General features: G+C 63.6%; 20 protein-coding genes. 7 read left to right on the top strand and 13 right to left on the bottom strand.

Annotation, left to right across the window (positions count from 1 at the left end):
* Positions 1-37: 37 nt before the first annotated feature.
* A complete protein-coding gene (locus AC3EC3_RS15560; RefSeq protein ID WP_488490509.1) occupies positions 38-1414 on the bottom strand; it encodes an amidohydrolase family protein in 1377 nt (458 codons plus the stop codon).
* 48 nt (positions 1415-1462) lie between these two features.
* The gene (locus AC3EC3_RS15555) at positions 1463-2314 is read right to left on the bottom strand and encodes a TauD/TfdA dioxygenase family protein (protein ID WP_488490508.1); all 852 of its coding nucleotides are present in this window, start codon (positions 2312-2314) and stop codon (positions 1463-1465) included.
* A 109-nt stretch (positions 2315-2423) separates the two neighbouring features.
* Here AC3EC3_RS15555 and AC3EC3_RS15550 point away from each other — a divergent pair, with 109 nt between their 5' ends.
* Positions 2424-3605 (top strand): aromatic ring-hydroxylating oxygenase subunit alpha, encoded by a 1182-nt coding sequence (locus tag AC3EC3_RS15550; protein WP_488490507.1) that lies wholly within the window; start codon positions 2424-2426, stop codon positions 3603-3605.
* A gap of 174 nt (positions 3606-3779) precedes the next feature.
* On the opposite strand, the gene AC3EC3_RS15545 is transcribed toward AC3EC3_RS15550, so the two are convergent.
* From AC3EC3_RS15545 to AC3EC3_RS15530, 4 genes are read right to left on the bottom strand one after another with little or no spacing between them, the layout of a single operon-like run.
* Positions 3780-4529, bottom strand: coding sequence for a ribokinase (locus AC3EC3_RS15545; RefSeq protein ID WP_488490506.1), 750 nt, complete (start codon positions 4527-4529; stop codon positions 3780-3782).
* A gap of 16 nt (positions 4530-4545) precedes the next feature.
* Positions 4546-5394: a TauD/TfdA dioxygenase family protein gene (locus AC3EC3_RS15540; RefSeq protein ID WP_488490505.1), complete on the bottom strand. Its 849-nt coding sequence runs from the start codon at positions 5392-5394 to the stop codon at positions 4546-4548.
* Complete coding sequence (locus tag AC3EC3_RS15535) at positions 5394-6203, bottom strand: nuclear transport factor 2 family protein (RefSeq protein ID WP_488490504.1); 810 nt, start codon at positions 6201-6203, stop codon at positions 5394-5396. The genes AC3EC3_RS15540 and AC3EC3_RS15535 overlap by 1 nt, the downstream gene beginning before the upstream one ends.
* A 7-nt stretch (positions 6204-6210) precedes the next feature.
* Complete coding sequence (locus tag AC3EC3_RS15530) at positions 6211-7446, bottom strand: aromatic ring-hydroxylating oxygenase subunit alpha (protein ID WP_488490503.1); 1236 nt, start codon at positions 7444-7446, stop codon at positions 6211-6213.
* A 104-nt stretch (positions 7447-7550) separates the two neighbouring features.
* On the opposite strand from AC3EC3_RS15530, the gene AC3EC3_RS15525 reads away from it, so the two are divergent.
* Positions 7551-7859 (top strand): non-heme iron oxygenase ferredoxin subunit, encoded by a 309-nt coding sequence (locus AC3EC3_RS15525; RefSeq protein ID WP_488490502.1) that lies wholly within the window; start codon positions 7551-7553, stop codon positions 7857-7859.
* Here the strand turns inward: AC3EC3_RS15525 and AC3EC3_RS15520 are convergent.
* From AC3EC3_RS15520 to AC3EC3_RS15495, 6 genes are all read right to left on the bottom strand, one after another.
* Positions 7838-9112 (bottom strand): MFS transporter, encoded by a 1275-nt coding sequence (locus AC3EC3_RS15520; RefSeq protein ID WP_488490501.1) that lies wholly within the window; start codon positions 9110-9112, stop codon positions 7838-7840. The genes AC3EC3_RS15525 and AC3EC3_RS15520 overlap by 22 nt on opposite strands.
* Positions 9105-9761 (bottom strand): cysteine hydrolase family protein, encoded by a 657-nt coding sequence (locus tag AC3EC3_RS15515; RefSeq protein ID WP_488490500.1) that lies wholly within the window; start codon positions 9759-9761, stop codon positions 9105-9107. Before AC3EC3_RS15515 ends, AC3EC3_RS15520 begins: the two co-directional genes overlap by 8 nt.
* Positions 9762-9893: 132 nt before the next feature.
* Positions 9894-12278: a TonB-dependent receptor gene (locus AC3EC3_RS15510; protein ID WP_488490499.1), complete on the bottom strand. Its 2385-nt coding sequence runs from the start codon at positions 12276-12278 to the stop codon at positions 9894-9896.
* A 414-nt stretch (positions 12279-12692) separates the two neighbouring features.
* Positions 12693-14183, bottom strand: coding sequence for an amidase (locus AC3EC3_RS15505; protein WP_488490564.1), 1491 nt, complete (start codon positions 14181-14183; stop codon positions 12693-12695).
* A 203-nt stretch (positions 14184-14386) separates the two neighbouring features.
* Complete coding sequence (locus AC3EC3_RS15500) at positions 14387-15064, bottom strand: winged helix DNA-binding protein (RefSeq protein WP_488490498.1); 678 nt, start codon at positions 15062-15064, stop codon at positions 14387-14389.
* Positions 15065-15141: 77 nt separating this feature from the next.
* Positions 15142-15807, bottom strand: a complete 666-nt coding sequence (locus AC3EC3_RS15495; RefSeq protein WP_488490497.1) for a hypothetical protein — start codon at positions 15805-15807, stop codon at positions 15142-15144.
* Positions 15808-16066: 259 nt separating this feature from the next.
* On the opposite strand from AC3EC3_RS15495, the gene AC3EC3_RS15490 reads away from it, so the two are divergent.
* Positions 16067-18016, top strand: coding sequence for a hypothetical protein (locus tag AC3EC3_RS15490; protein ID WP_488490496.1), 1950 nt, complete (start codon positions 16067-16069; stop codon positions 18014-18016).
* A 22-nt stretch (positions 18017-18038) separates the two neighbouring features.
* Here the strand turns inward: AC3EC3_RS15490 and AC3EC3_RS15485 are convergent, their stop codons facing one another.
* Positions 18039-18902, bottom strand: coding sequence for a CDP-diacylglycerol diphosphatase (locus tag AC3EC3_RS15485; protein ID WP_488490495.1), 864 nt, complete (start codon positions 18900-18902; stop codon positions 18039-18041).
* Positions 18903-19323: 421 nt separating this feature from the next.
* Here AC3EC3_RS15485 and AC3EC3_RS15480 point away from each other — a divergent pair, with 421 nt between their 5' ends.
* The 4 genes from AC3EC3_RS15480 (at position 19324) to AC3EC3_RS15465 (ending at position 23731) form a co-directional block, all read left to right on the top strand.
* A complete protein-coding gene (locus AC3EC3_RS15480; RefSeq protein ID WP_488490563.1) occupies positions 19324-19845 on the top strand; it encodes a hypothetical protein in 522 nt (173 codons plus the stop codon).
* A gap of 74 nt (positions 19846-19919) precedes the next feature.
* On the top strand, positions 19920-21263 hold the full coding sequence (gene rlmN / locus AC3EC3_RS15475) for a 23S rRNA (adenine(2503)-C(2))-methyltransferase RlmN (protein ID WP_488490494.1): 1344 nt from the start codon (positions 19920-19922) through the stop codon (positions 21261-21263).
* A 366-nt stretch (positions 21264-21629) separates the two neighbouring features.
* On the top strand, positions 21630-22205 hold the full coding sequence (locus AC3EC3_RS15470) for a hypothetical protein (protein ID WP_488490493.1): 576 nt from the start codon (positions 21630-21632) through the stop codon (positions 22203-22205).
* The gene (locus AC3EC3_RS15465; RefSeq protein ID WP_488490492.1) at positions 22202-23731 is read left to right on the top strand and encodes a PepSY-associated TM helix domain-containing protein; all 1530 of its coding nucleotides are present in this window, start codon (positions 22202-22204) and stop codon (positions 23729-23731) included. The genes AC3EC3_RS15470 and AC3EC3_RS15465 overlap by 4 nt, the downstream gene beginning before the upstream one ends.
* Position 23732: the final 1 nt, after the last annotated feature.

Genomic DNA, 23732 nt, shown 5'->3' with positions numbered 1-23732 from the left:
CGGCCCCGGGGACGTTCGAACCCGAAACGGTAGCCCGTCAGGGCACCGGCACGACGTGGGATCGAGCAGCACCATGCCGACGGCGAATGTCGTCCGCCAGTGCCTGCCCCTCGTCATAAAGAGACGCCTCGTTCAGCAGCGTGCAGGCGAAGCCGTTCACGACACGACGTCCATCAACCCACACCGAGTGAACACCGCGCCCGTCGGCCGACCAGACCAGCTGGTTGACCGGGTCATTGACCGGCTGCCATTCCGGTCGACGTATATCGTGCGCGACGATATCCGCCTTCATTCCGGGAACCAGCGCGCCCACCTCGCCTGCAAGCCCGGCTGCCTTTGCCCCGCCCAGCGTCGCCATGGCCAGCACATCCTGCGCAGGAAACAGGCTGCGATCCTCTCGGGCATCCTTGAACAGCCCGGCCATCAGCGTCATCACCCGCATCATGTCGTGATTGTCCGCCCCGTCGGTGCCCAGTGCGATGTTCACACCTGCCTTTGCCATCTCGGGAAACAGGCCATGGCGCGTGGTGCCATAGCCGCAGCGGATCGCCGCTCCGGGGCAATGGGTGACGCTGGCACCACTGGCAGCGACCAGCGCGACCTCGTCACTGTCCAGATGAACCATATGCACGAGGTTGACCGCCGGCGACAGGACACCCAGTTGCGCCAGATGCGCGACGGGCCTGCGTCCACTATGCGCGAGATACCAGGCCGCATCGTCGCCAACAGGGCTCATATGTGCGCAGATTCCGGTACGCGTTTTCTGCGCCATGGCCGCTGTAGCCTGCCACAGGGCATCGGTCGCGGTCATGTGACCGATCAGGTTGGGCCAGGCCGCGATACGCCGACCATCGTCGGGATAGCGGGCGAGATCGGCGGCAAGGGCACCGACAGTCGCGTCGGTCAGCGCCGAACCATCTTCACCCGGCTCCCAGACGCGATCCTCGCTCCAGCGCCCCACCCTCGCGCGAATGCCGCTCGGCGCGATCGCCTCCACCACCTCGTCCAGTGCCAGGATCGTTCCGGCCTCCAGAAACGTCGTCGTACCGGTACGCAACATCGCTGCCACCGCCAGCTGTGCGCCAATCGCCTGTTCGCGCGCGGTCATGCTCTTGTAGAGCGGGAGCACCCACTCGCCAAGCTCCTCCTCGAACGCAAGCGCCTCGGGAATCATCCCGCGGATCAGCGTCTCGGTGATATGGACATGGCCATTTACTAAGCCCGGCGTCAGCACGAAACCGCGCCCGTCGATCACCTCTCTGGCGGCGATTCCTGAAAGGTCAGCCAGTGCCCCGACCGCCACGATGCGGCCGCCAGAAAAAGCGATTGCTCCATTGCGGATGACGCGGCGCTCGTCATCCAGCGTGATGATCGTCGCCCCTGCGATCAGGGTATCGGCCTGTCCCGGCATCATCAGGCGATCAGCGCAGCAACAGAAGGCACAGACATGCGGATACCCGCGTTATACAGGCACCTCCCCCTTGACCTGAATGCGAAAGCCCGAACGGACTTGCGGGAAGTAGTCCCAGATCGCCATGTGCTGGCCGCAGCGGTTGTCCCAGATCGCGATGGCATGTGGACTCCAGGTAAAGCGGCACTGGAACATCGGGTTCTGTGCATGGTCGTAGAGAAACGAGAGCAACGCCTCGCTCTCGCGCACGGGCAGACCCTCGATCCGGGTGGTGTAGCCGCGATTGACATAAAGCGCCTTGCGCCCCGTGACCGGATGCGTGCGCGCGATCGGATGCGAGGTGCAAGGCAGTTCCATTTCCCTGGGCACGATACCGCCGAAGGCCTTGGCGCCGTCATGTACGGCGCGAAGGCCGTCGAGCATCGCCTTCATGCGCTCCGACAGCGCATCCCAGGCTGCGTACATGTTCGAGAACACGGTATCGCCGCCCACCGGCGGGATCGTGTGGAGATAGAGCAGCGAGCCCATTGGCGGTGCGGGGTCGCAGCTCATGTCCGAATGCCAGTCTTCGCCTGCGACATATTTGGAAGTCTCGTCGGCGTGCATCTTGGTGATCTCGTCGAAACCGGGCACCCGCCAGGGCTTGGTGCTGGGCGCGACGTGTGCTTCGCCGAAGACGGCGGCAAGGCGACGATGCGCCGCGAAATCGAGCGGCTGATCGCGCAGAAAGATCGCGAGGTGATCGGCCAGTGCCATGCGCAATTCGTCCGCCACGTCTTCCCCGAAAGGCTGGGTCAGATCGACGCCGCCTACATAGGCACCGATGGTGGGGTTGAGCGGCTGTACATCGAGCAGCCGGTACTTGCCGGTAGAATCAGTCCTGTCCTGAACCGCGATTGTCATCGCTGTCTCCTTGTCTGTCTGCCGGATGATTGCACCGAATTTTTGTTGATGCAATTTGTAATGCATATATCATTGCACTTTACATGTAATGTCAGGATCGGAGTGCACCATGACCGCCTCTTTCCCCGAAGCCGCGCTGCGCGCCGCCGATGCCGCGATCCGGAACGACATCGGCGACTCTTTCGGTCTTCCCGGCGCATTCTACGGCCTCGATTTCTTCGCGCTTGAGCGTGAGCGCCTTTTTCCTTCGAGCTGGTGCGCGGTGACCAATGCCAGCCTGCTGCCCGAGCCCGGAGATATGATGCCAGTGGACCTTGCCGGTTGGCCGATCCTGCTGACCCACGGCAAGGACGGCGAGATCCGCGCATTCCACAATATCTGCCGCCATCGCGGGATCAAGCTGGTGCAGGACTGCACCCATGCCGCGCGACTGACCTGCCCCTGGCACGCCTGGACCTATTCGCTGGAGGGCGACCTGCTGGCGATGCCCGAGATCGGCGGCGAGAAGATCAATCAGGCGCCAGGTTTCGACAAGGCAACGCTGGGCCTCAAACCGATCCGCGTGGGTCGTTGGCTCGATCTGGTGTTCGTCAATATCGACGGCACCGCGCCGCCCTTCGCCGAATGGATCGCCCCGCTGGAAGCGCTGCTGACAGACTACGACCTTTCCCGCCTGCGCCATGCGGAGCGGTTGCAGGACACCTATCGGGCGAACTGGAAGATCGCGATGGAAGCGGGGATCGAGGACTATCACCTGCCGTTCGGCCATCCGCAACTGGAAGCGCACCTGTTCCGCAACACCACCGCCTGCGTCCACCGCCCGGTCTATACCGGCGGCTATGTCGACGTGCGCGCCGCCCATACCAAGGATGCCGACGCCCGCGCCTGGACCGCACGCCTGCCCGACCTGAAGACGCATGACGGCAAGCCGCTGCCGCTGCTCTATTCGCTCACCCTGTTCCCCACCGCGACGGTGCTGGTCACTGCCGACCACGTGATGCTGGGCACGCTGCTGCCCGACGGACCAGAGCGCACGCGGATGGACATCAGCCTCTATTACGATGGCGAAGCTGCGAGCGACCCCGCGCTCGCCGAGGCACGACAGGGCAATCTCGACATGTGGCTGGGCGTCATCCCGCAGGACAAGCCGTTCATGGAAGCCGCCCAGGCGACCGTCGCCACCCGCGATCTGGCCGGGATCGCCACGCGGCTGTCCCCCTATTGGGAAGGCGGCGTCCACGGGTTCCAGCAGATGGTCGTCGATGCGGTCGGTCCCGGCGCGCCCGAATGAAGCCTCATCGTAACGACACAACAACCCTGATGATTGCAACCATATAGGTTATTAACAATGGCAATCCGCCTGTCCTGACGCGCAGCCAACATACGGCGCGCTGAACTTCCCCCGGCGTAAGTTCGCACGCACCTGCAGAGGAATCCGATCAACCGCATCCTGCGCACCAGTTCGTCAGCCGACGGGCAAATCTCCAAGCAGCGCCTCGATGGCAGTCCGCTCCGGCATCGGACGCCCCTCGCCCGCCAGCATCGAGATCGCTGCATTGGCAAACCGCAGTGCAGCTTCCGGGCCAATTCCCTGATCGACACAAGCCGCCACCACGCCGCAAAAGCAGGCCGCCGATGGAATTGCAGACTGGCCTTGTGACGCAGCCGCGGCAAAGGCGGCGGACTGCATCCACCTGTCCGCCCAGATAGCAATCGCGCCTTCGGCTTCCAGCATGATCACCGCCGCCTGATTGGGACGGGTCAACACCTCGCGCACGACCAGCAGTTCCTCGACCGAGCGAGGCTCTTGCCCAAGCTCGAAGAAAGCGGCGAAATCGCGGCGTGTGAAGATCAGCATGTCGGACAGGGCAAACAGGGCGGCCGCATCGGCGCGATCCGCTTCCGAAGTCATTGGCCCTGCGTACAGGATCTTGCGCAAGGCCACCGCCTCAGGGCTGGCGAAGAGTGCTGCAATTCGTTCGGCACCGCTGTCCAGCGAGGCCAGCACGACGCGCACCTCGGCCTGCACCTCGTCCGTAGAAATCAACGCGACATCCGCAGCGGCGAGCGCGCTTGCGCCGACCTCCCCCGCCGTTTCTCCGGCGAACAGCGTGGCCGATCCGAAGCGGGCCGAGGCCAGCGCCTGCGCCACGCCATGTCCTGCACCATGTTCCGAAGCGCCCACGCCGCGCGGCCCCAGAACCAGCACGCTCATGTGATCGCCTCCCGCATCAGTAGGGCCGGTCGCCCTTCACCCACATGCGATGCATCTCGCGGATGTAGCGGGTGTCGTCGAACAGGGTGCCGGTGTGCAGCGTACAGCGATTGTCCCACACCAGTACGTCGCCCACCTGCCACTTGTGCCGGTAGACGAAGCGTTCCTGGGTCACCCATTCGATCAGTTCGTCGATCACCGGTTCGCTGTCGGCGGTGGACCAGCCCACGAAGCCCGGCGTCAGGCTGGAAACCCACAGCGCCTTGCGGCCATCGGCGGGGTGGGTGCGGACCAGCGGATGGACGACATCGGGATTGGCGCGCAACACTTCGGGCGGAACCGCCTTGCGCCCTTCAGTGCGGGCATTGACCAGATATTCGAAGCTGTGGATCTGCTTGAGGCGCGACAATTCCTCCTGCCGCTCGGGCGACAGCGCGGCATAGGCCGCCACCTGATCGGCCAGCAGGGTGTCGCTGCCTTCGGGCGGCACGATGATCGCATGCAGCATCGTGCACATCGTCGGCTCGGCGGTGTAATTCAGATCGGTGTGCCAGCCGATACCGTCGTTGTGTGCGCCGACCGGGCGCCCGTCTTCCACCCGGTTCGACAGCACGTAAATGTCGGGGTGATCGGGCAGCGTGAAATCCTGAAGGGTGTGCCCTTCCAAAGGCCCGAAAGCCCTGGCGAAGCGCTCGAAGGCGGCGGGCCCCATCTCCTGCCCGCGCAGCACGATCGCGCCGGTGCGATGAAACTCGGCGACCACCGCCGCCAGCGTCGCGGTATCCGCCGTGGCCAGATCGACGCCGGCGATCTCGCTGCCGAAGCCGGGTTTGAGAGGCGCGGTATGCAGCGTCAGAGTGGTCATCACGCGTCTCCCGGACCGGTCTTGCCCAGCAGCGACCAGTCGTATTTGAGATTGAGGTGCGAACCGTCGCAGAACGGTTTGGTCTTGGAATAACCGCAGCCGCAGATCGCCTGAAGGCCCGGCTCGTCCACCGTGAACGGCGTGACCTTGCGCCCCGCATCCACGGCTTCCGTCCCGGTGACAAGGCCCGAGCCTTCGCGGCCGCCCTGTCGCCACAGATACGTCTCGCCAGGTTTGAGATCGACGAAATAGGGCTGGCTCGCCGTCCCGTCCGGCCAGCGCTTCTTCACCCAGCCTTCGGAGTAGGGGCTGGCCATGTTCAGCTTCAGTTCGATCGCGCTGAACAGCCATTTGCCGCCCTCCTTACGGAAGCGGAAGTCGTATGTGCCGCCGATCCAGTAGGCCTCGGCATCGCCGCTGTGTTCGTTGGGCAATGTCGCCGCTTCCCACAGATAGCAGAACCCAGTCGCTTCCTCGCCCGCCCCATCGCCTGATGCATCAAAGGTGATCTGCACCGAGATCATGTTGTGGAGCGACCACCAGATCTTCTCGCCCGCCACCGCCTTGAGCCCCAGCGCGCAACCATCGCCGCCGCCGTGGAACGTGCCAAAGCCCTTGCAGGTCCATGTCGCATCGTCGGTGAACAGCGGACGCAGCAGCACCGGATCGTTACCGACATCGCACGAACGCGCATAAGTCGTAACCAGATCGGTGATTTCATCCTTGGCGGACAGCCTTGCAACCTCACTGCGCAAAGCCGCGAGTTCTGCTGCCAAATCCGCAAGACCGGGCATGGTATCCGTGCTCATCGCGCGATCACTCCGCCGCTTCGGCATGCGGGACGAGGCTGGCGGCATAGCGCTTGTATCGCTTGACCAGCCAGTTGTTCATCTGCGCCAGCGTCTTCTCGTTGGGCGACCAGCGGGTACGCGGCGCGACGCGGGATTTCAGGCCCTTGTGGGTCTTGATGTTGGCCACCGTGTCCTGCTCGTTGAATACGGCCACGCCATCGATCGTGCCCTTGAGCAGCAGATCGGCGGTGGGGATCGAAAGGTTGTCCCAGCTGGTCAGCACACCCACGCGCAAGGTGATGTCGCCCGCAGCCTGCGGCAGGATGACGTAATAGAACACCACATCCGCCTGCGCCCCCAGGAACAGGTTGGGCATCACCCCTGCGAACACCACGCGGCTGCGTTCCTCCTCGGTCAGGTCGGGCAACGCCGGGAACAGCGCCTTGCCGGCAATGTTGAAGCCACCGTCGATATGGGTGAACTGCACCTCACGGTAGATCGCGGCATCGTCCTGATCGTTCCACTCGGTGAAGCGCACATTGCTGGACGGCGCGAAATCGTGAATGCCGGTATGCAGGTAATGCGTGTGATAGGGCTCCAGCGCGTTCTCCTGCATAAACTTCCAGTTCCACGGATTTCCCGCCCACTCGACCGGTTTGATCGAGGCAAGCTCTTCCATCTTGTGGTTTTCGAGCAGCTTGCTCAGCCCCTGCAGACGCGGCGCCAGTGCCTCGGCCTCGCCATCGAAGTTGACGAAGATGAAGCCGTTCCAGATCGTCGAGCGGAATGTGGGAAGACAGGCGGTGCGCTTGAGATCCTCGAACGGCAAGGTGCCGTCCATCTCGGGCGCAGCGGTCAACGTGCCTTCCAGATCGTAGGACCAGCCATGGAAGGGGCAGGTAAAGCTGCGGGTATTGCCGCTCGCCTCGCCCAACAGATGCCCGCGATGACGACACACCGATGAGAGCACGCGCACTTCGCTATCCTTGCCGCGTACCACCAGCAGCGGCTCGCCGACGATTTCCAGCGTGAAGTAGTCTCCCACATCGGGAATCGCGCCCACATGGCCTACCGCCACCCATTCGCGGTCATAGACGGCGCGCTTCTCGAACTCGAACCAGCTTTCCGAGGTGTAGCATTCGGGCGGCAGGCTCATCGCCTGGGATACGTCGCCCTGGCTGGCATCGAGCTGCTCCAGCAGCGAGATCACTTCGTCATCCAGCACCATATCGGGAAGTGCGGCTCGTTTCACTTGCGCCATGTCCTGTACCCCAAATCCAAGAATGCATTTTTCAATGCATATTGCATTGCTTTCTACACTATCATAGCCACACCGCAATCGACAAAATTGATCGGCCAGCGCACATGATCTTTCTCTGCAAGACTTCCGATGTCCCCACCGGCAAGGCCAAACGCATCGCCCGTGGCCGCAAACCCGCAGTGGCCGTGTTCGAGCTCGACGGCACATTTCATGCCACGGCAGACCAGTGCACCCACGGCACGGCCCTGCTCTCACGTGGGAGAATCGAGAATGGACGGATCATCTGTCCGCTGCACTTCGGCAGCTTCGATCTCATCACCGGCACAGCTGCCAGCCTCCCCTGCGAAGAACCGCTCGCCGTCTACGCGGTCGAGATACAGGGTGACGACATCTATGCCGACGTTCCCGAATAACGCTCCGCGCGCGGGAAAGCAGGCAGTAGCAGCACGATCACCAACGCCAGCGCCATCAGCCCCGCCACGGCGTAAAGCCCCGGCGCATAAAACCCGAAGCGATCATAGGCACCGTTAAGCAAAAGGGGCGAAATCGCGTTGCTCACCATCGCACCGGCATAGGCGATCCCGGCAATCGCCCCCATTTCGCGCAAGCCGAAATAGCGTGCGAGCAGATAAGGCAGCACGCTGAACTCCGTGCCCAGACCGATGCCCGTCAACGCCGCGCCAACGAGCGCGGGAATAACGGAATGGGCGTGGGCCAGAAGGATCAGGCCGCAGATGGCACCGGCATAGAACAACGCCACTCGTCGCGGTCGCCCCGCACCGTCAAGCATATGCCCGGCCAGCGGCTCCAGCCCGACGCATACCAGCGCGAACACGGTGACGATCCCGGTGGCTGCTGTCGCCGATATACCCTGCGTCGTCAGTACCGTCACGGTGTTGGCAAAGGCCCCGGTCAGCGCGCCCCCGCCGATCGGCACGGCGGCAAAGATCGCCCAGAACAACGGACTGCGCATGGCCTCCCCAAAGCGCGCACCGGCAAGGGTTGCAGGTTCCTCGTCCGCACCATTCGCAACGGGCGGCGAGCGCAGGGTCATCGACAGGATCGGCAATCCTGCCAGCAGCATTGTCCCGCCGATGGCGGCGAAACTCAGCCGCCAGCCAAGCTCCACTGCCATCAGTCCCGTGAGACCCGGCATGATCATCCCACCAAGACCATTGCCAATGCCGCCGACCAGCCCCAGCCAGAAACCGCGACGCTCGCGAAACCACTCCGATACGAGTTTTGCCAGAACCATCGTGCTGGCCAGCGTGCCGACAATGCCTGCCAGCGCAAACAGGGCATAGAACATCGGCCCCCAGGCTGGGGCTGCCGACACCGCAAGCAGGGTCAACCCAAGTGCAGCAAAGCCAGTCAGCAAAGTGCGGCGGGTGCCGAAGCGGTCGGCAATCCATCCGGCAATCGGACACATAGCGGCCTGCGCCAGCGAAAGCGTGGTAAAGGCAACCGCCACGGAGGTACGGCTCCAGTGCAAGTCCTGCGCGATCGGCACGAGCAACACTCCCAGCGGGATGGCGACTTGCGACGTGACGCCCAGAAAATTGCCCAGTGTCGCACCGAACAGCAATCCGGTGCGTCCCGCGCCAGAATCGCGGTCCTCGCGTGGGGAGCGCACGGACTGATGATCGACCATGGCAGCGTTAGACATCCACGTTCTCCTCAGAAGCGGCGAGGCAGGCCGCAAAGTTCGCGCTGTCGCTGATCAGCGCGGCATGGCGCCCCAGAGCGGCCAGCGCCGCGTCGTGATCGGCGACACGGCCTGCGGCGCAGGCATCGGCCAGAACGATCACATCGTAATCTCGAAGGAAGGCGGCACGAGCGGTGGAATCGACGCAGCAGTCCGTGCTGACGCCGCAGATCACGACAACCTGTACGCCCTGACGACGAAGCCAGGCATCAAGCGCGGTCTCGAGGAATGCGTCGTAGCGCGTCTTGACGATTTCATGCTCGCCAGGCGACGGCGATACCCCCCAGTAGTCCGCACCATGCGTACCGACGCGGCACAATGCCGCTCCGCCGGACCGCCCCTGCCGATCCAGATGCCGCAACATCGCGGGAGAATCCGTCTCCGGAGAGGTCTCAAGACGCACGAAACATATCGGCATGCCAACGCTGCGCGCCACATGCAGATTGCGCTGCATCGCCGCGATCGCCTGCGGCATGGCAGTGACGTCTGCGCCCGCATTGGCGCAAAATCCATGCGGTGCAACGAAGTCAACCTGCACATCGATCACCAGCAAGGCGCAACGTCGAGGATCCAGCGCGGGCAGCGGAGAAACCGGCGGGTCAGATGTCATATATCAACGCCTCCTGTTGCAGATCCTGATGGAAGCCCCGCAATCGGCAGTCCGCAAAAACAGGAACGGCCGCCGCATTCCTGCGGCGGCCGTTCAGCTTTCCGGTATCGAGAGGCACCCGGAAAACTATTGTCAGAACTTGAAGCCGATTGTCGCGATGAACTGCCGCGGCGCGATGTAGGTATTGAAAGTCTGGTGCGTCACACCGTAAGGATCAGTGAAGCGCGACGAAATACCATTTACGTTGAAGAGGTTGGTCACAGTAGCCGATACCCACAGCCCCGTGTCCTTCAGGGCATAGCGAGCGAACAGGTTGACAGTCTGGTAGCTCGGAGTCTTGATTTCACCGAATACATCGGAGTTGTACTTGCCCCGGTAGGTGTACTGCGCGCGCAGCAGCAATTGTCCTGGCCCGACATCGCCGTTCCATTCGGCCGACCCGCTACCGGTAACAGTCGGCATCGTCGGCACATCGTTGCCCTTGATATCCTGATATGCCCCGAGGCGGGTCAGATAGGCAGCATAGTAGTTACTGTAAAAGCCGGAAGTACCGCCATAGCCCGCAGCGGTCTGCGCAGCGCTGGACGCAATGCCGCTCAACGCCTCGTAGTTGTCCGAGAACGTGCCATGCTCAAGGGCAATGTTGCCATTCAGGGTCAGGTGCGGCGTGACCGCATAGTTCGCCTCGAACTCGGCGCCATAGATATGCGCCATCGGCACATTGCTGATACCATAGGCGAACAGCACCGGATCATCGTTAATGAACTGCATGTTCTTGTAGAGATAGTAGAACGCCGAAGCATTGAGCGTCAGCTTGTTGCCGAAAAAGCGGTTCTTCGAGCCGATTTCGAAGCTGTCGACCACTTCGTCCTTGATCGTACCCTGCACACCGTAGGCATTGCCAAGCGTCACGTAGGAACCATTAACAGCCGCATTGTTGTTGATGCCGCCCGGCTTGTAGCCACGGGTGTAGCTGACGTAGACCATGTTTTCCGGCGTGATCTGGTAATCCAGCGCAGCCTTCCACGTCATCCTTCCGCCACCGTGCGTCACTGTGGGCGCGGGCTGGAGATAGGCACCGGAGGTCTGGTCGGTAGCACCGCCATTAAGGGTGTCGCTCATGCCGCTGTACTTGTCATGGTTGTAGCGCACACCGGCGGTGAACGAGAGCAGGTCCGTCAGCTTGTAAGTACCCTGACCGTAGAAAGCATAAGATTCGCGCGTAACCTGCGAATTCTCGCCATAGTAAACCGTCTGGACGGCAGGATCGTCCCACGCGGTATCGGCTGGCAGCGGCGTTGCCTGCGGATTGTAGACGGCGCTATCCGGATTGCCGCTGAATTCGTTGATGTAGGTCTTGTTGACCGAGTGCAGATAGACACCACCCAGAATCCACTTGAAGGGGCCCTTGGTGTCGGAGGCGATATTGTACTCCTGGGTCCAGGAGGTCGCCTTCTGCTGCCACAAGCCGATATGATCGTAGGTGGCGCCGCCGCTCGCAGCCCCCGCATCCGCGAGATAAAGCTCCTCGTCCAGACCGTCCCCGTCCCACGACTGGTTGGACTTCAGCTTCTGGTAGCTGGTCGTCGACGTGAACGTGACGCCGGGCATGTTGTACTTGATCACGCCGTAATAGAGCTGCGTGCGAACATAATTCCGACCGGGATAGTCCTGCGTCACTTCACGGGCATCGGGATCGGGATCAAGGATGTTCTTCTGTTCCGGCGCGTGATCGTCACCGCGATACTGGATCGTGCTCAGCAGGACGCTGACGTCATTGGTCGGCGTCCACTTGATCGAGGCCTTGCCCGTCAGGTGGTTGGCATTGCTCAGAGAATAGTTTGAGTTGCCCGGCACCTGCGTTGCATGGGCATAACCGTCATGCTTCTCGTAGGACACGGCGCCGCGCACCGCCAGCGTGTCCGTGATCGGCACGTTGAGCATCGCGTCGGACTTGATGTAGTTGTAGTTGCCGTAGCCGACATCGGCTGAACCGGAAACCGCATCCGTCGTCGGCTGGTTCGACACCACGTTAATCGTACCGCCCGTGGACCCCTGACCGTACATCGTACCTTGGGGGCCGCGCAGAACCTCGACCTGGCCAACATCGATGAACGCGGCGTTCGCAGCGATCGAATTGAAAATGTAGACGCCATCGATGTGGTAGGACACGCCGGATTGGGTCTGCGGATTCTCCGGTGTGCCAAGACCGATGCCGCGGATGGCGATATTGCGCTCGCCAGCATTGGAACTCGCCACCACCAGCCCCGGAACCTGGCCGTTCAGGCCACCGATTTCGGTGATATTGTTCTTGGCCAGCGTGTCCGCGCTGACGGCCGTGACCGACAGCGTTGCCTTTTGCAGCGTGGTATGTGTGCGCTCGGCCGAAACGATGATCTCTCCGGCAGGCGCAGAAGATGCGGCGGCACCGGCTGCCGACGTTGCGGCGTCAGTCGTCGTGTCCGCGTCGCTGGCATATGCCGCCACCGGCAGGCCTGCTGCCAGAAGGGCCAGCATGGAAACACCCGTGGATGCCAGAATTCGAGCTCTCGTGATCACATCAATCCCCATCGTTCAGGCACGCTGCTGTGATGCGCGCGCATCCACCACCTTTGCTTCAGCGTCATCCCCGTCAGGCGCGCCGCGCCATACCCAAGTTGCAACGTCTTGTCCCAGAGCCGTAACCGGTCTGACCGCGTGCCTTGCATCAGTCCCTGATCTTTTACTTTTTTCACAATGCGATTCGCATGGTGTTTTCAACTTCAATATGCATTTTCATCGCGTACGGGAAAGCGAAAAACGTCTGCCTCACTTACCTCGCACCACGGAGGTTTCACGATTCAGCGCGGCAGCGCACGCGGTTTCTGCTGACGTGCGTCGTCAATCAAGAAACGGGACTGCCGACGCTAAGAATCCATCGAGAGGTGGCGTTCAGGAATGCTTGAGCACCAGTTCAGGCCATAGATGCGCCCAGGGACGCGCTCGCTCGAAGGCCGCGGAGGCACCTAACACGGCGCCATCTGCAAGATGCCGCCCCACGATCTGCAAACCCACCGGCAGGCCCGCAGCGGTGAAACCTGCCGGTACACTGGCCGCAGGCTGACCGCTCCAGTTGAAGGGGTAGGTAAACGGCGACGCGTTTGCCCGTTCAACAGGCACACCCCCTATAGCATCGGGATTGAAATGCGCCGCATCGAAGGGCGGAGACGATACCGTGGGGGTCAGCAGCAGATCATACTGCTGCATGAAGCTGGCCAACTGGTTGCAAACGCGCTGACGCCCCATCCCCGCATCCGTGAACTCTTCCGCACTCCACTGACGCTCCAGCATCATGACGAGGCCCGGCAGTTGGATCAGACCGGCCTCCAGAAGAGCCCGCATCCCGCGCAGATCACTGTCGCGCATGATGATCGTGAGAAAAAGGTCGAACATATCCTTGAACGGTGGCGTATCTTCCACAAGTTCGGCGCCCAGCTCGCTGGCCAGTGCCTGCGCCGCATCCCGCGTGATCGCGACGACCTCGGGGTCCACCACGGAAAACCCGAAATCGGGAGTATAGGCGATACGCAACTTTCCGAGCGATCGACGCGGCGCTCCAAGCCAGTCGACATCGCCCGCAGGCAGGGAGTGCCAGTCACGTCCATCCGGCCCCGCAATCACCGACATCAGCAATGCCGCATCCTCTACCGTCCGGGTCAGCGGTCCGATATGCTCAACGCTTTCCCAACTGCTGATCCCCGGATGGCGCGGATCGCGACAGCCCGGCCATGCCGGCACCCGGCCGAACGAAGGCTTGAAACCGAATAGCCCGCAATAGCTTGCCGGACCACGGATCGAACCCCCGCCATCGCTGCCGATCGTCAGCGAGCCGATGCCCGCCGCCACGGCCGCTGCGCTTCCTGCACTGGAGCCGCCCGGCGTTTTTGTTATATCCCATGGGTTTACTGTTGTGGGAAATACGGCGTTCTTACCGGCACCGGCATAGCCGAACTCCGGCGTATTCGTCTTGCCGATCACGATAGCCCCCGCTTTGCGCACACGTTCGACGCACACGTCGTCAGCATCCGGTACAAAGCCCGCGTAGGCCCGCGAACCGCTTACCGTCGGCATGTCGGCGGTACAGATCAGATCCTTGATCGAAATCGGCACGCCATGCAGCGCCCCCAGCGGCTCGCCCCGCCGGACAGCGTCCTCGGCAGCCAGCGCCGCTGCACGCGCGCGAGGGATATCGAGATGGCAAAACGCATGCAGTACGGGTTCGAGCGCCTCGGCGCGCACGAGCACCGCCTCCATGACTTCGACCGGCGAGACGGCACGCGTGCGGATCAGGTCCGCCTGACTGGCAGCAGACAGCAACGACAGATCGCCGGAACTGGCCTCGGCGACAGAGAGACGATCGGTCAAGTGCAACTCCTCCAGCATGATCAAGTCGGCAGATCGCATGTCGCTATGCACGACGGATTGCGGCCATGCCGGGCCCTGACGGCATTCTCGGGGGAATATTACGCCTGCGTCAATATGAATTTACTGAAGATTCAAACTTGCATTTTGCACGGCATATTCACACACATCCATGAAGCCCCGACACCCCCCCGGAGGCCCGTGTTCCATACAGACGTAATCACTCACCCCGCCTTGCGAGCCTTGACAGGCCCCGCCTTGCTTGCCGCCCTCGGCTTGCGCATGATCTTGGGAGTTCCGGCCTGCGCGGAAGCACCTTCACGGGAATCGCCGGCGCGGTCGCTCGGGCGATCGCCCTGCAGCACCCGCATGACGGAAATGGATCTCGTTCCCTGCTCGTAGAAACCGCAAATGCGCCACATCGTCTTGATGGCCGCCGCGAGTTCGCCTTCACTCTGGAGGCTCGACCCCAGGGCATCGAGCAGAACCTCTTTACGGACCTTGGCGTACCTGTCGGTAATTTCCATCCCTCGCGCCGTCACCTGATAGGTGGTCTGACGCAGCGGTCCGGCTCCTTTTTCGATCAGGCCTGCCTTTTCGAGCTTCCGCAATCCATAAAGGATATTCGAACTGTCATCGCGATTGAGATAGCGCCCGATGTCGGCCGCGCTCTTGGGCTCTTCGTTCATACGGATCAGTTGCAGCACCGACACATCCGACTGCGCCAGATATTCGCCGCTGACAAACTCGTGGACCGCAGACGACCAACGCGAGAATGCTTCAGAGATATGGTGAAGCGCAAACTCGAACTCATGAAACTCAACGGCAGCCTCATCCGGAGAGAGGTGCGAATGCAGAAGGGCATCGCGCTCACGCGCTTCAAGGTTATCCGCACCTGCCATTTTTCAATCCTTCACCCGCATTGTACCATGCAAATTCAATTTCCAATCAGCAGGACTAGGCGCAAACGCGTGCCAGTTCAATGCTGCGGAGAGTCATCGTGATGACGCGCGCGGCAGGCCCCGCCTATCTGCGCAAGGCGCCTCGCAGCAAGCCATTCGCGCTCGCCCAAAAAGGCGCGGTCTGCGCAAATACGATTGCCGCATCGCCCGGCGGCACTCGACACCGTATTGATGAACTTCTGCAGGTCCACCGCCGGGGCATTCGATACGAAGATGACGTCGTGATCCTGAATGATGATCAACAGCGGTACATCGACCTGGCTGGCCAGACAGGCCTCCAGCAGCCGGCCAATGTTCTTCTTGGGTTCGATCGAGCCCCAGAACAACAGGTAATCCTTGTACCCAAGGTTGGCGCATCCTTCCACCTCACGGGCCACCTGTTCATCAGGCTTGTCACGCAGCGAGGCAGGGATATCGACCGATTGGTAGGTATTGGTGATGCGCTCGGGCGCAATGCCCGCCACCTCCACGAGATTGCGCTTGAAGCATTCCGACACCGTAACGAAATGATCGGCGGTGCGCCTCGGCGAACTGGCCGACAGGCTGGAGAGCGGCGCAGGCGAGGCGCTCACAATCCGGCCTTGCTGATGGCGCTGCTGCCTGAACGATCGGGACGTCAGACGAATATAACCAGACGACACCTGATCGCGCTCCTGCCGATTACGCACCTGCGCGCGCCGCAATCCCGCGCCTCCATCGCGAACGGCCCGGCCCTTTGCCTTCAGGCTATACCCTTGCGAACCGTTTCGGGGTGGCCTTCCCTGCCTCCGTCAAGATGATGGCCTGTCTCCGTCAGGCGTGGGATGTCACAGGCGAGTGAAGGCTGATACGGCGATGCTCCATATCTCCGTTCGCAAGCCCGTTCCTTTCCTCGCGGCCTTTCGTCTCATATTGTCGGCCGATCCGCGCAATGGGCTTCGGACGCGCAACTAGGACTTCGTATTGACCCCTCCCTTCGGCCTCGCTGCCCTGTTCCGCAATATCGGCCTCGGCCTGGGTCTGAGCGCCTTGAGCGGGCTGCCCGCTCAGGCCCAGCAGATCGAAGATGCGCCGATGACGCCGCAGGCACGGGCTTTCCTGCGGGAGGTCGCCGACGGTGCGGGCCCCAGCCACGTCATCGCCATGGGGCAATATATCCTGGTGGTCGATCCCTGGAACCGCGAGATCCGCCGCTATGAAGCCGAGGCGCTCGACCGACCGCCAGCCATCTGCCTCATGCCCGACAGCTTCGAGCCGGGGCGAACCGTCTATACCGCCACTGGCGCCCGCCTGATCGCCGAGCCCTATGGCCCCGACGAAAAAGGCGGATACGATCTGCGCGAGCGACGCGCGATGACGATCACCCGGGCCGACGTCGCCGCGATGCAGATCGTCGGCCCCTGCCGCTTCGCCATGGGGCCCGTGCGCCCTCGCGCGGATACGCCCCCCGCCATCCGGTCCGGCAAGGTCTCCACCCCCGACGCCTTCTGGCCACTGCCCGGCGGACACCGCGCACATGTGCCTGCGCACGATGGGCACGAGGTTTTCGCCGTTCGCTTCGTCGGGCAGCTTGGGCTGGGCCGCACGTTGCTGTGGTGGAGCGAGATCACGCGACCGGGGTCTCAAGGCGAGGCCGTTGCTGCCACGGATGGACGCCTGATGGTTACGCAATACGTCGGGGTATTCGCACCCGATGGCGGCACCCCGACACGGACCGTGCGCATCGATGTCGCCGACGTGCCCGCCCTGCGCCCCGACCGCTCGATCCCGGTCACGACGCTGCTCAAAAAGCCGGGGCTGGACTATATAGCCGGTGCCATCGGCCCGCGCGGCGATGCGATCTGGATCGCCACGGCGGACCATAGCGCACCCGGGCGCGGCCACTTCGAGTTGCAACGCTACGACCTCGCCGACCTGGGGGACGCCAGCCAGGGCCGCATCGCGCTGGTGGATGGCCATCATGCCACCGATCCGCTCGATGTCGATCGCAACGATCCCGCCCCCGGCAACGCCCCCGAAGAGGCCGACGTCGCCGCACCGCACGCCACCCCCGTCGTCGGCTACGACAAGGCCCGCAAGACGCTCGAAGCGCAGATCGCGTTTCGCTGGCACTATCCCGAAGGTGCCGACAGCCGCCCCTGCGAAGGCCGCAGCAAGTGCCGCATCGGCGCCGACGCCAGCGGTGCGCTCGGCACTGGCCCCGATTTCCCGGTCCTTGTGCGCGATGGCCCCAATCCCGATGGCGGGGCGCATTGGGTACGCCCGCGGCAACTGGTCGGCGTCCTGCCCGGCGCACAGGTTCGGTCCGTGCCCTATTCGATCGGCGGGCAGGATCTCGTCGACAGCTTTGCGAAGCGTCTTGCCGGTTATGCCCCGGGCGCAACGGGAACGCCGCCGCCCATCGGCCATATCGGCGAAGGGCTCGAATGGCGGCAGCCGGAAAGCGCCGTCGGCTGGAAGGAGAACACCGCAAACTACCCACTCGGCATAGACTGCTCGGCGCTGGTCGCGCGGGTGTTCAACCTTCGCATCCGCTCGACCGGGGCCATGGTCCGCCCGCGCACGGTGAAGGCACGCGACGGGGGCACCTATGCCGTGCCGACCGGCCCCGATCATGCCTGCCCCAGCCCGGTGCGCACCATCAACGACCTGCGCCCCGGCGACATCCTGCTGCGCGACGGGCATGTGGTGATCTTCAACGGCTTCACCACCGTCGCGCGCGCGACGAACCGCTCACGCGCAATGACGGTGTTCGAGGCGACGTCGCGTTGCGGCGCGGTTTGCGAAAGTACCTACGATCCGACCTATTTCGCCGGGTGGTGGATGCTGCGGCTGGACACCGACGGCACCGGCGCCAACTGCCCCGAGTGGCTGGAAGACCGGATGCCCCGGACCGGGCGCGAGCGTCGATAGAACCTCGCAAGGACGCCCCCGGTCAGTTCGAACCTGCCCTCGCCTCCGCACCCTTCTCATCCGCCCCCTTCTCATCCGCCGCGCCCGCCACACCGCACTGGTGATCGAGCAGGATTTCCGACGCACCCCGGTTGCCGTGGTCAGGCTCCGCCCGCGCGGCGAGCAGCAGGAAACCGGGGCGCCCTGCAAAGTCCGCACCGGTCAGCAACACCGTCCAGGCCTTCATCTCGCCTTGCGGGACATGAAAGCCGGCGCGGACCAGCTCGAAGGGGTTCGCCGCTACGGCCTCATCGCCGCCGACACGCCGGATATAGAAGCTGCGCCCTTCGAGGCTCACCTTCCTGTGCGACCAGCTATCGCCCACGGCAGGGACGAGATCGTGCAGCGCATCGCGCACGTCCCGGCGCATGCAGTCCACATGGAGATGCAGCAAGTCCTGACTGCGGCCATATTGCGAGTTCACCGCGATCCCGATCTCGTCTCGCTGCAACGCCCGCCCCACTCTCGCTTCCACAAGATGGCGCGCCTTCCAGGCAGGCGTGAAATAGTTCGCTGCGCCCGGTCCCGTTACGCGCGGATCCTCGATCCCGGAGATCAGGATCGTCGGCATGACCAGATACTGGGCGATGCCGGCGCGATCCTTCAACACCGCATAACCGCGAGTGCGTCCTTCGGCGAGCGAGACAACCGCACAAGGCGCCGGATCGCCCGCACGAAGCTGCCCCGGAACGCATTTCTGATCGACGATGCGCCACAGGGCCTGCCCGTTGGCATGGACCGGCGGCAGCGGGAGCGACGCGACCGGCCTGACCGGCGCGTTCGTGCAACCCGCCACAAGCACTGCCAGCGCGCCCCAGACCAACTGCCAATTGCCTTGACTGTTCACAGCTTCCCGATCTCCTGACGACAATGCTGCCCCATGCCTCAGACGGGCTTGTGTCGGCAAGGCATGCGCTCCCGAAAGACAAGACGTAGGGGGCGGGCGGCCCGTGTCAGGCGCTACGAAGCGAGGATGCGCAAACAGCAAGCGCTATCGTCCTGTCGTAAGCCGAAGTCACCGGCTGGATGCCCCCTGAACCAAGTCCAAGGCGACGGCAGGCATGGGTGGGATGCGGTCGTTCTCATAATGCCGTCATCCCAGCGAAAGCTGGGATCGCTGGCAAAGTAGCGCCTTGCTCACAACGATCCCAGCCTTCGCTGGGATGACGAGGGGAATTTAACGTCCGTTATGGGGCGTTTGCAGCCATTCGAATTTATCGGCGCCGCCTAGGCAAGCCGCGCCGGGGCCCGCTATAGCCGCGGGTATGATGCCGCCCCGTGCCCTGCCCTGCCTGCACCGCCGCCTGATGCTGCTGCTTGCCGCCGCCCTAACACTCGTTGCGGCGCCCGCACTCGCGCGGGAGAGCCTTGGTCTCTATGCGCAATGGGGCGCCTTTCGCGATCCGGTCGTGCCGCGTTGCTATGCCATCGCCATGGCCCAACCAAGCGAGCGAGCGCGCGACACCCAGCCTTATGCCACCGTGGCGACATGGCCCCGGCGCGGCATTCGCAACGAAGTCCACATCCGCCTTTCGCGCAATATCGCCTCGGGCGCGCCCATCACCCTGCGCCTTGGCGATCAGCGCTTCACCCTGACCGGCGGCGGGGCCGATGCCTGGGCCCCGAGCCCGAGCGACAACGCCGCGATCCTTGCCGCCATGCGTTCGGCCCCGACGATGACCGCCTCCAGCCGCGACACGAAAGGCCTTCCCTTCGCCGACACGTGGCAACTGGCGGGCGGGGCCTCGGCGATGGACGCAGCGCTGCTGGGCTGCGCAGACTTGCGCTAGGGTTCGACCCTGGAACCTCTGCGCTTCCGCCATCTTCCGTTTTGCGCGGGAATCGGCTATGGCCGCGCGCAATCATGACAGACACGACCACTCTCGAAGGGGCCGGCCGGACCGCCGCCCCGCTTTCGGCGCAAATGCCCATTCCCGGCCACATCGATCCGGTTCCGGTGCCGCGCCCCACGCTGGTAGACGGCGTAACCCCGCGCGAGGACGGGCGCATCGACGTGCTCGGCCTGCCCAAGAAGCGCATCGCCGAACTGTTCGAGGCGGCAGGGCTGGACGCCAAGGCGGCCAAGCTGCGCGGCAAGCAGGTCTATCACTGGCTCTACCATCGCGGCGTCACCGATTTCGAGGCGATGACCGACATCGCCAAGACGATGCGCCCCTGGCTGGCCGAGCGCTTCGTGATCGGCCGTCCCGAGATCGTCGAGGCCCAGCACTCGACCGACGGCACCCGCAAGTGGCTGCTGCGCACGGCGGACGGCCACGATTTCGAGATGGTGTTCATCCCCGACGCCGATCGCGGCACGCTGTGCGTGTCCTCGCAGGTCGGCTGCACGCTCAACTGCCGCTTCTGCCACACCGGCACCATGCGCCTCGTGCGCAACCTGACCGTGGGCGAGATCGTCGGACAGGTGATGCTCGCGCGCGATTCGCTGGGCGAATGGCCCCGGACCGCCGCCGAGGCCGCCAGCAAGACGATGGCCGGGCTCGATCAGGACGAGGACGAGAACGGCGAGTATCAGGGCGACTACCACGCCAGCGGGCGCCTGCTCACCAACATCGTGATGATGGGCATGGGCGAGCCGCTCTACAATTTCGACAATGTGCGCGATGCGCTCAAGCTGGTGATGGACGGCGAGGGCCTTGCCCTCTCGCGGCGCCGCATCACGCTCTCCACCTCGGGCGTGATCCCGCAGATGGAGCGTTGCGGGCAGGAGATCGGCGTCAACCTCGCGGTCTCGCTCCACGCCGTGACCAAGGACGTGCGCGACGAGATCGTGCCGATCAACAAGAAGTACGGCATCGAGGACTTGCTCGCCGCCTGTGCCTCGTACCACGGCGCCAGCAATGCCCGCCGCATCACCTTCGAATACGTGATGCTCAAGGACAAGAACGACAGCGACGAGGACGCGCGCGAACTGGTCCGTCTGCTCAAGCACTACAAGCTGCCCGCCAAGGTCAACCTGATCCCCTTCAACCCCTGGCCGGGCGCGGCTTACGAATGCTCGACGCCCGAGCGGATCAGGGCCTTCTCGAACATCGTGTTCGAGGCGGGGATTTCCGCCCCGGTACGCACTCCGCGCGGGCGCGACATCGATGCGGCCTGCGGCCAGCTCAAGACCGCAGCCGAAAAGCGCAGCCGCGCCGAGATGGACCGTCTCTATGCCGAGAAGGATGCCGCCCTGGCGGTATGATCCTCGGTCCGCGACTGGACAGGAATACATAAAAAGGGCGGGGCTTCCGGTGGGAAGGTCCGCCCTTTGCCTGTCCGGGCAATGCCGAGGCGCGGTCGGGGGCGCTCTGTCGGTCTCCCCCCCCTTTAGGTGCGCCTTTCCCCCCTTTAGGCCCCTCTTTGCCCCGGTTTATGTCTGGTTCAATTCTGCTGTGTTCGTGGGCCGGGCATCGCCTTCCCAACCCATTGACTCGCCCCTTCCGCCCCCGTAGATCGCACCCATAATGCAAATCAGTTGCAAGGTTTTCGAGGCTCGATCGCCCTCGGACAATGGGTGCGAAGAGGTTATCGTGGCGTCAAATTCGGCTTTCAAGGCAGAGGCTTGCAGGTGATCGCGCTACCGCTTCTGGCCAGTGCGGCGGGGCCGGTACTACTGCGCTATGGTTGGCAGCGGGAACGCTGGCCGGTACTGCTGGGCTGGCTGATACTGGCTTGCGCAGCAGTCGCCCTTCTCGAAATGGCCGGCGCGCGCGGACTGACGCTCGGCATCACCGCCGCGATGACCAGCGCAGCCGTGATCGTGTGTTGGGCAGGCTGGCAGAGCCCAGCCCCCAAAGTGCGCGCACCCCGGAAAAAGCGCGACCTTGCAGCGCCTTCCGCCCCCCCGCCACCGCCTCCGAAGGCCCCGATGGACTGGCGCAGCCTTGGTCGCCGCATCGCGGTCTTCCTGCTCTGCGGTCCCGTCGCTCTGGCCGCCTGCGCCTTCGCCGCCTGGGCGCTCCAGCGCATGGCATGGCATGGCGGCTGGCGTGAGGCGAACTCCAGCGCGCTGGCGCTGTTCGGCCTGCCGCTGCTGTGGGTCTGCGTGATGAGCTGGCAGATGATCGCTCCCGGATTTAAAGGCAAAATCATACCCTTGGTGGCAACGACCTTAATTGGAGGCGTCCTGTGTCTGGCGGCGTGAAGCATCCTGACTTCAAGGGAATCGATGCCCCCGGAACCGGCTTCGTCCGGCGCGCGCTGGGCGGTCATACCGCGATCGGGCTGGTTGCCTGCGCCTTGCTCTATCTTGTCTGCCTCACCGGCATGCTCGCGGTGTTCGGCGACCGCTGGGAGCGCTGGGAGCAGCCGCAAGCCCCTGAAATGCAGGCGATGTCACCCCAGGCTGTGCAGCGCGCAGTAAACTCGGCCATGCGCAACGAGACTACGCCTCCCGCGTATATCGCCCTGCAAATGCCCAACCCGGCAAACCCGCGCACAACGCTAACCGGAAGCGGTTCGCCGCATTACGTCACCCCGGCAGGTGATCTTGCAGGCGAACAAGCCGATCCGTGGACCAGCTTCATGCTGGATATGCACTATTATCTCAATCTTCCCGGCACCTGGGGCATCATGCTGACCGGCGCATTAGGTGCGATGATGGCTGCCGCATCCCTGACCGGCGTACTCGCCCACCCGCGCATTTTGCGCGACGCTTTCCGTTTCCGTGCAAAAGGACGCGAGGACGGCGCGGCGATGACGCAACTTGCACAGGCCGATCTGCACAACCGCATGGGCACCTGGCTCCTGCCGTTCATCATGGCGCTGGCGATCACCGGTGCAATGCTCGGCCTTGGCCAGATCGTGTTCCAGTCGATCGCAACGGAGCGCTACGGCGGCCAGATCGCCAAAAGCTATGCCTCGCTTTACGGCTCACCAGCCGTGCCCGATGCGACCAAAGCCTCCTGGCCGCGTGTCGATGTGGCAATGGGCTGGCTTGCCCGAAACCGGCCGCAAAACACACTGAACTACATCACCATCGAAGCGCCCGGCACCAAAGGCCAGCGCATCGCGCTGCTGACCTTGAACGACAGAAACCTGTCTTATGGTGACACCTACCGCTTCGACGGAACGGGGCACTATACCGACAATGTGGGTATTTCTGACGGCCCGAAAGGCCAGCAGGCGCTATCCTCGATCTACAAGATCCACTTCGGCACCTTCGGCGGCGTGCCAGTACTGACCGCGTGGTTCCTGTTCGGGCTTGCCCTGTGCGCGATCGTCGTGACAGGCACCAACATCTGGCTGACCAAGCGCGCCCGGCGCGGGCACCCCGTGCCGCGCATCGAGGCCATGTGGGCCATCGTTGCCTGGGGTAGCCCGATCCTGTTGATCGCCACCTATTGGCTGCGCCTTATCGCAGGCGACATCGCCCCGCTGGCGATAGCCTTCTGGTCCGCGCTGGTGTTCGCCATGGTGGTGGCCGCGATCCGCCCGGTTGCCCGGCTTGGTGCCTATCTCCGCACGGCACTCGCCGCAGCGATGATTCCCACTGGACTTGGCCATGCTCTGCTGAGCGGCCAATGGCCGGGCAGTTCGGCAACTATCGACCTTTGCCTGATCGGCGGAGGCCTGATTCTGGCTGTTCCTGCACTTCGCCACTGGGCTAAACGCACAGGCTCTGCATCCCCTGCGCCGCTCGATGCGGCTGGACGCGCGCTGGGCGCGTGAA

Source organism: Novosphingobium sp. BAM6 (genome assembly GCF_057784955.1).
Note: the sequence above shows the minus strand (reverse complement) of the source record. Positions and strands in the feature narration are given on the sequence as shown.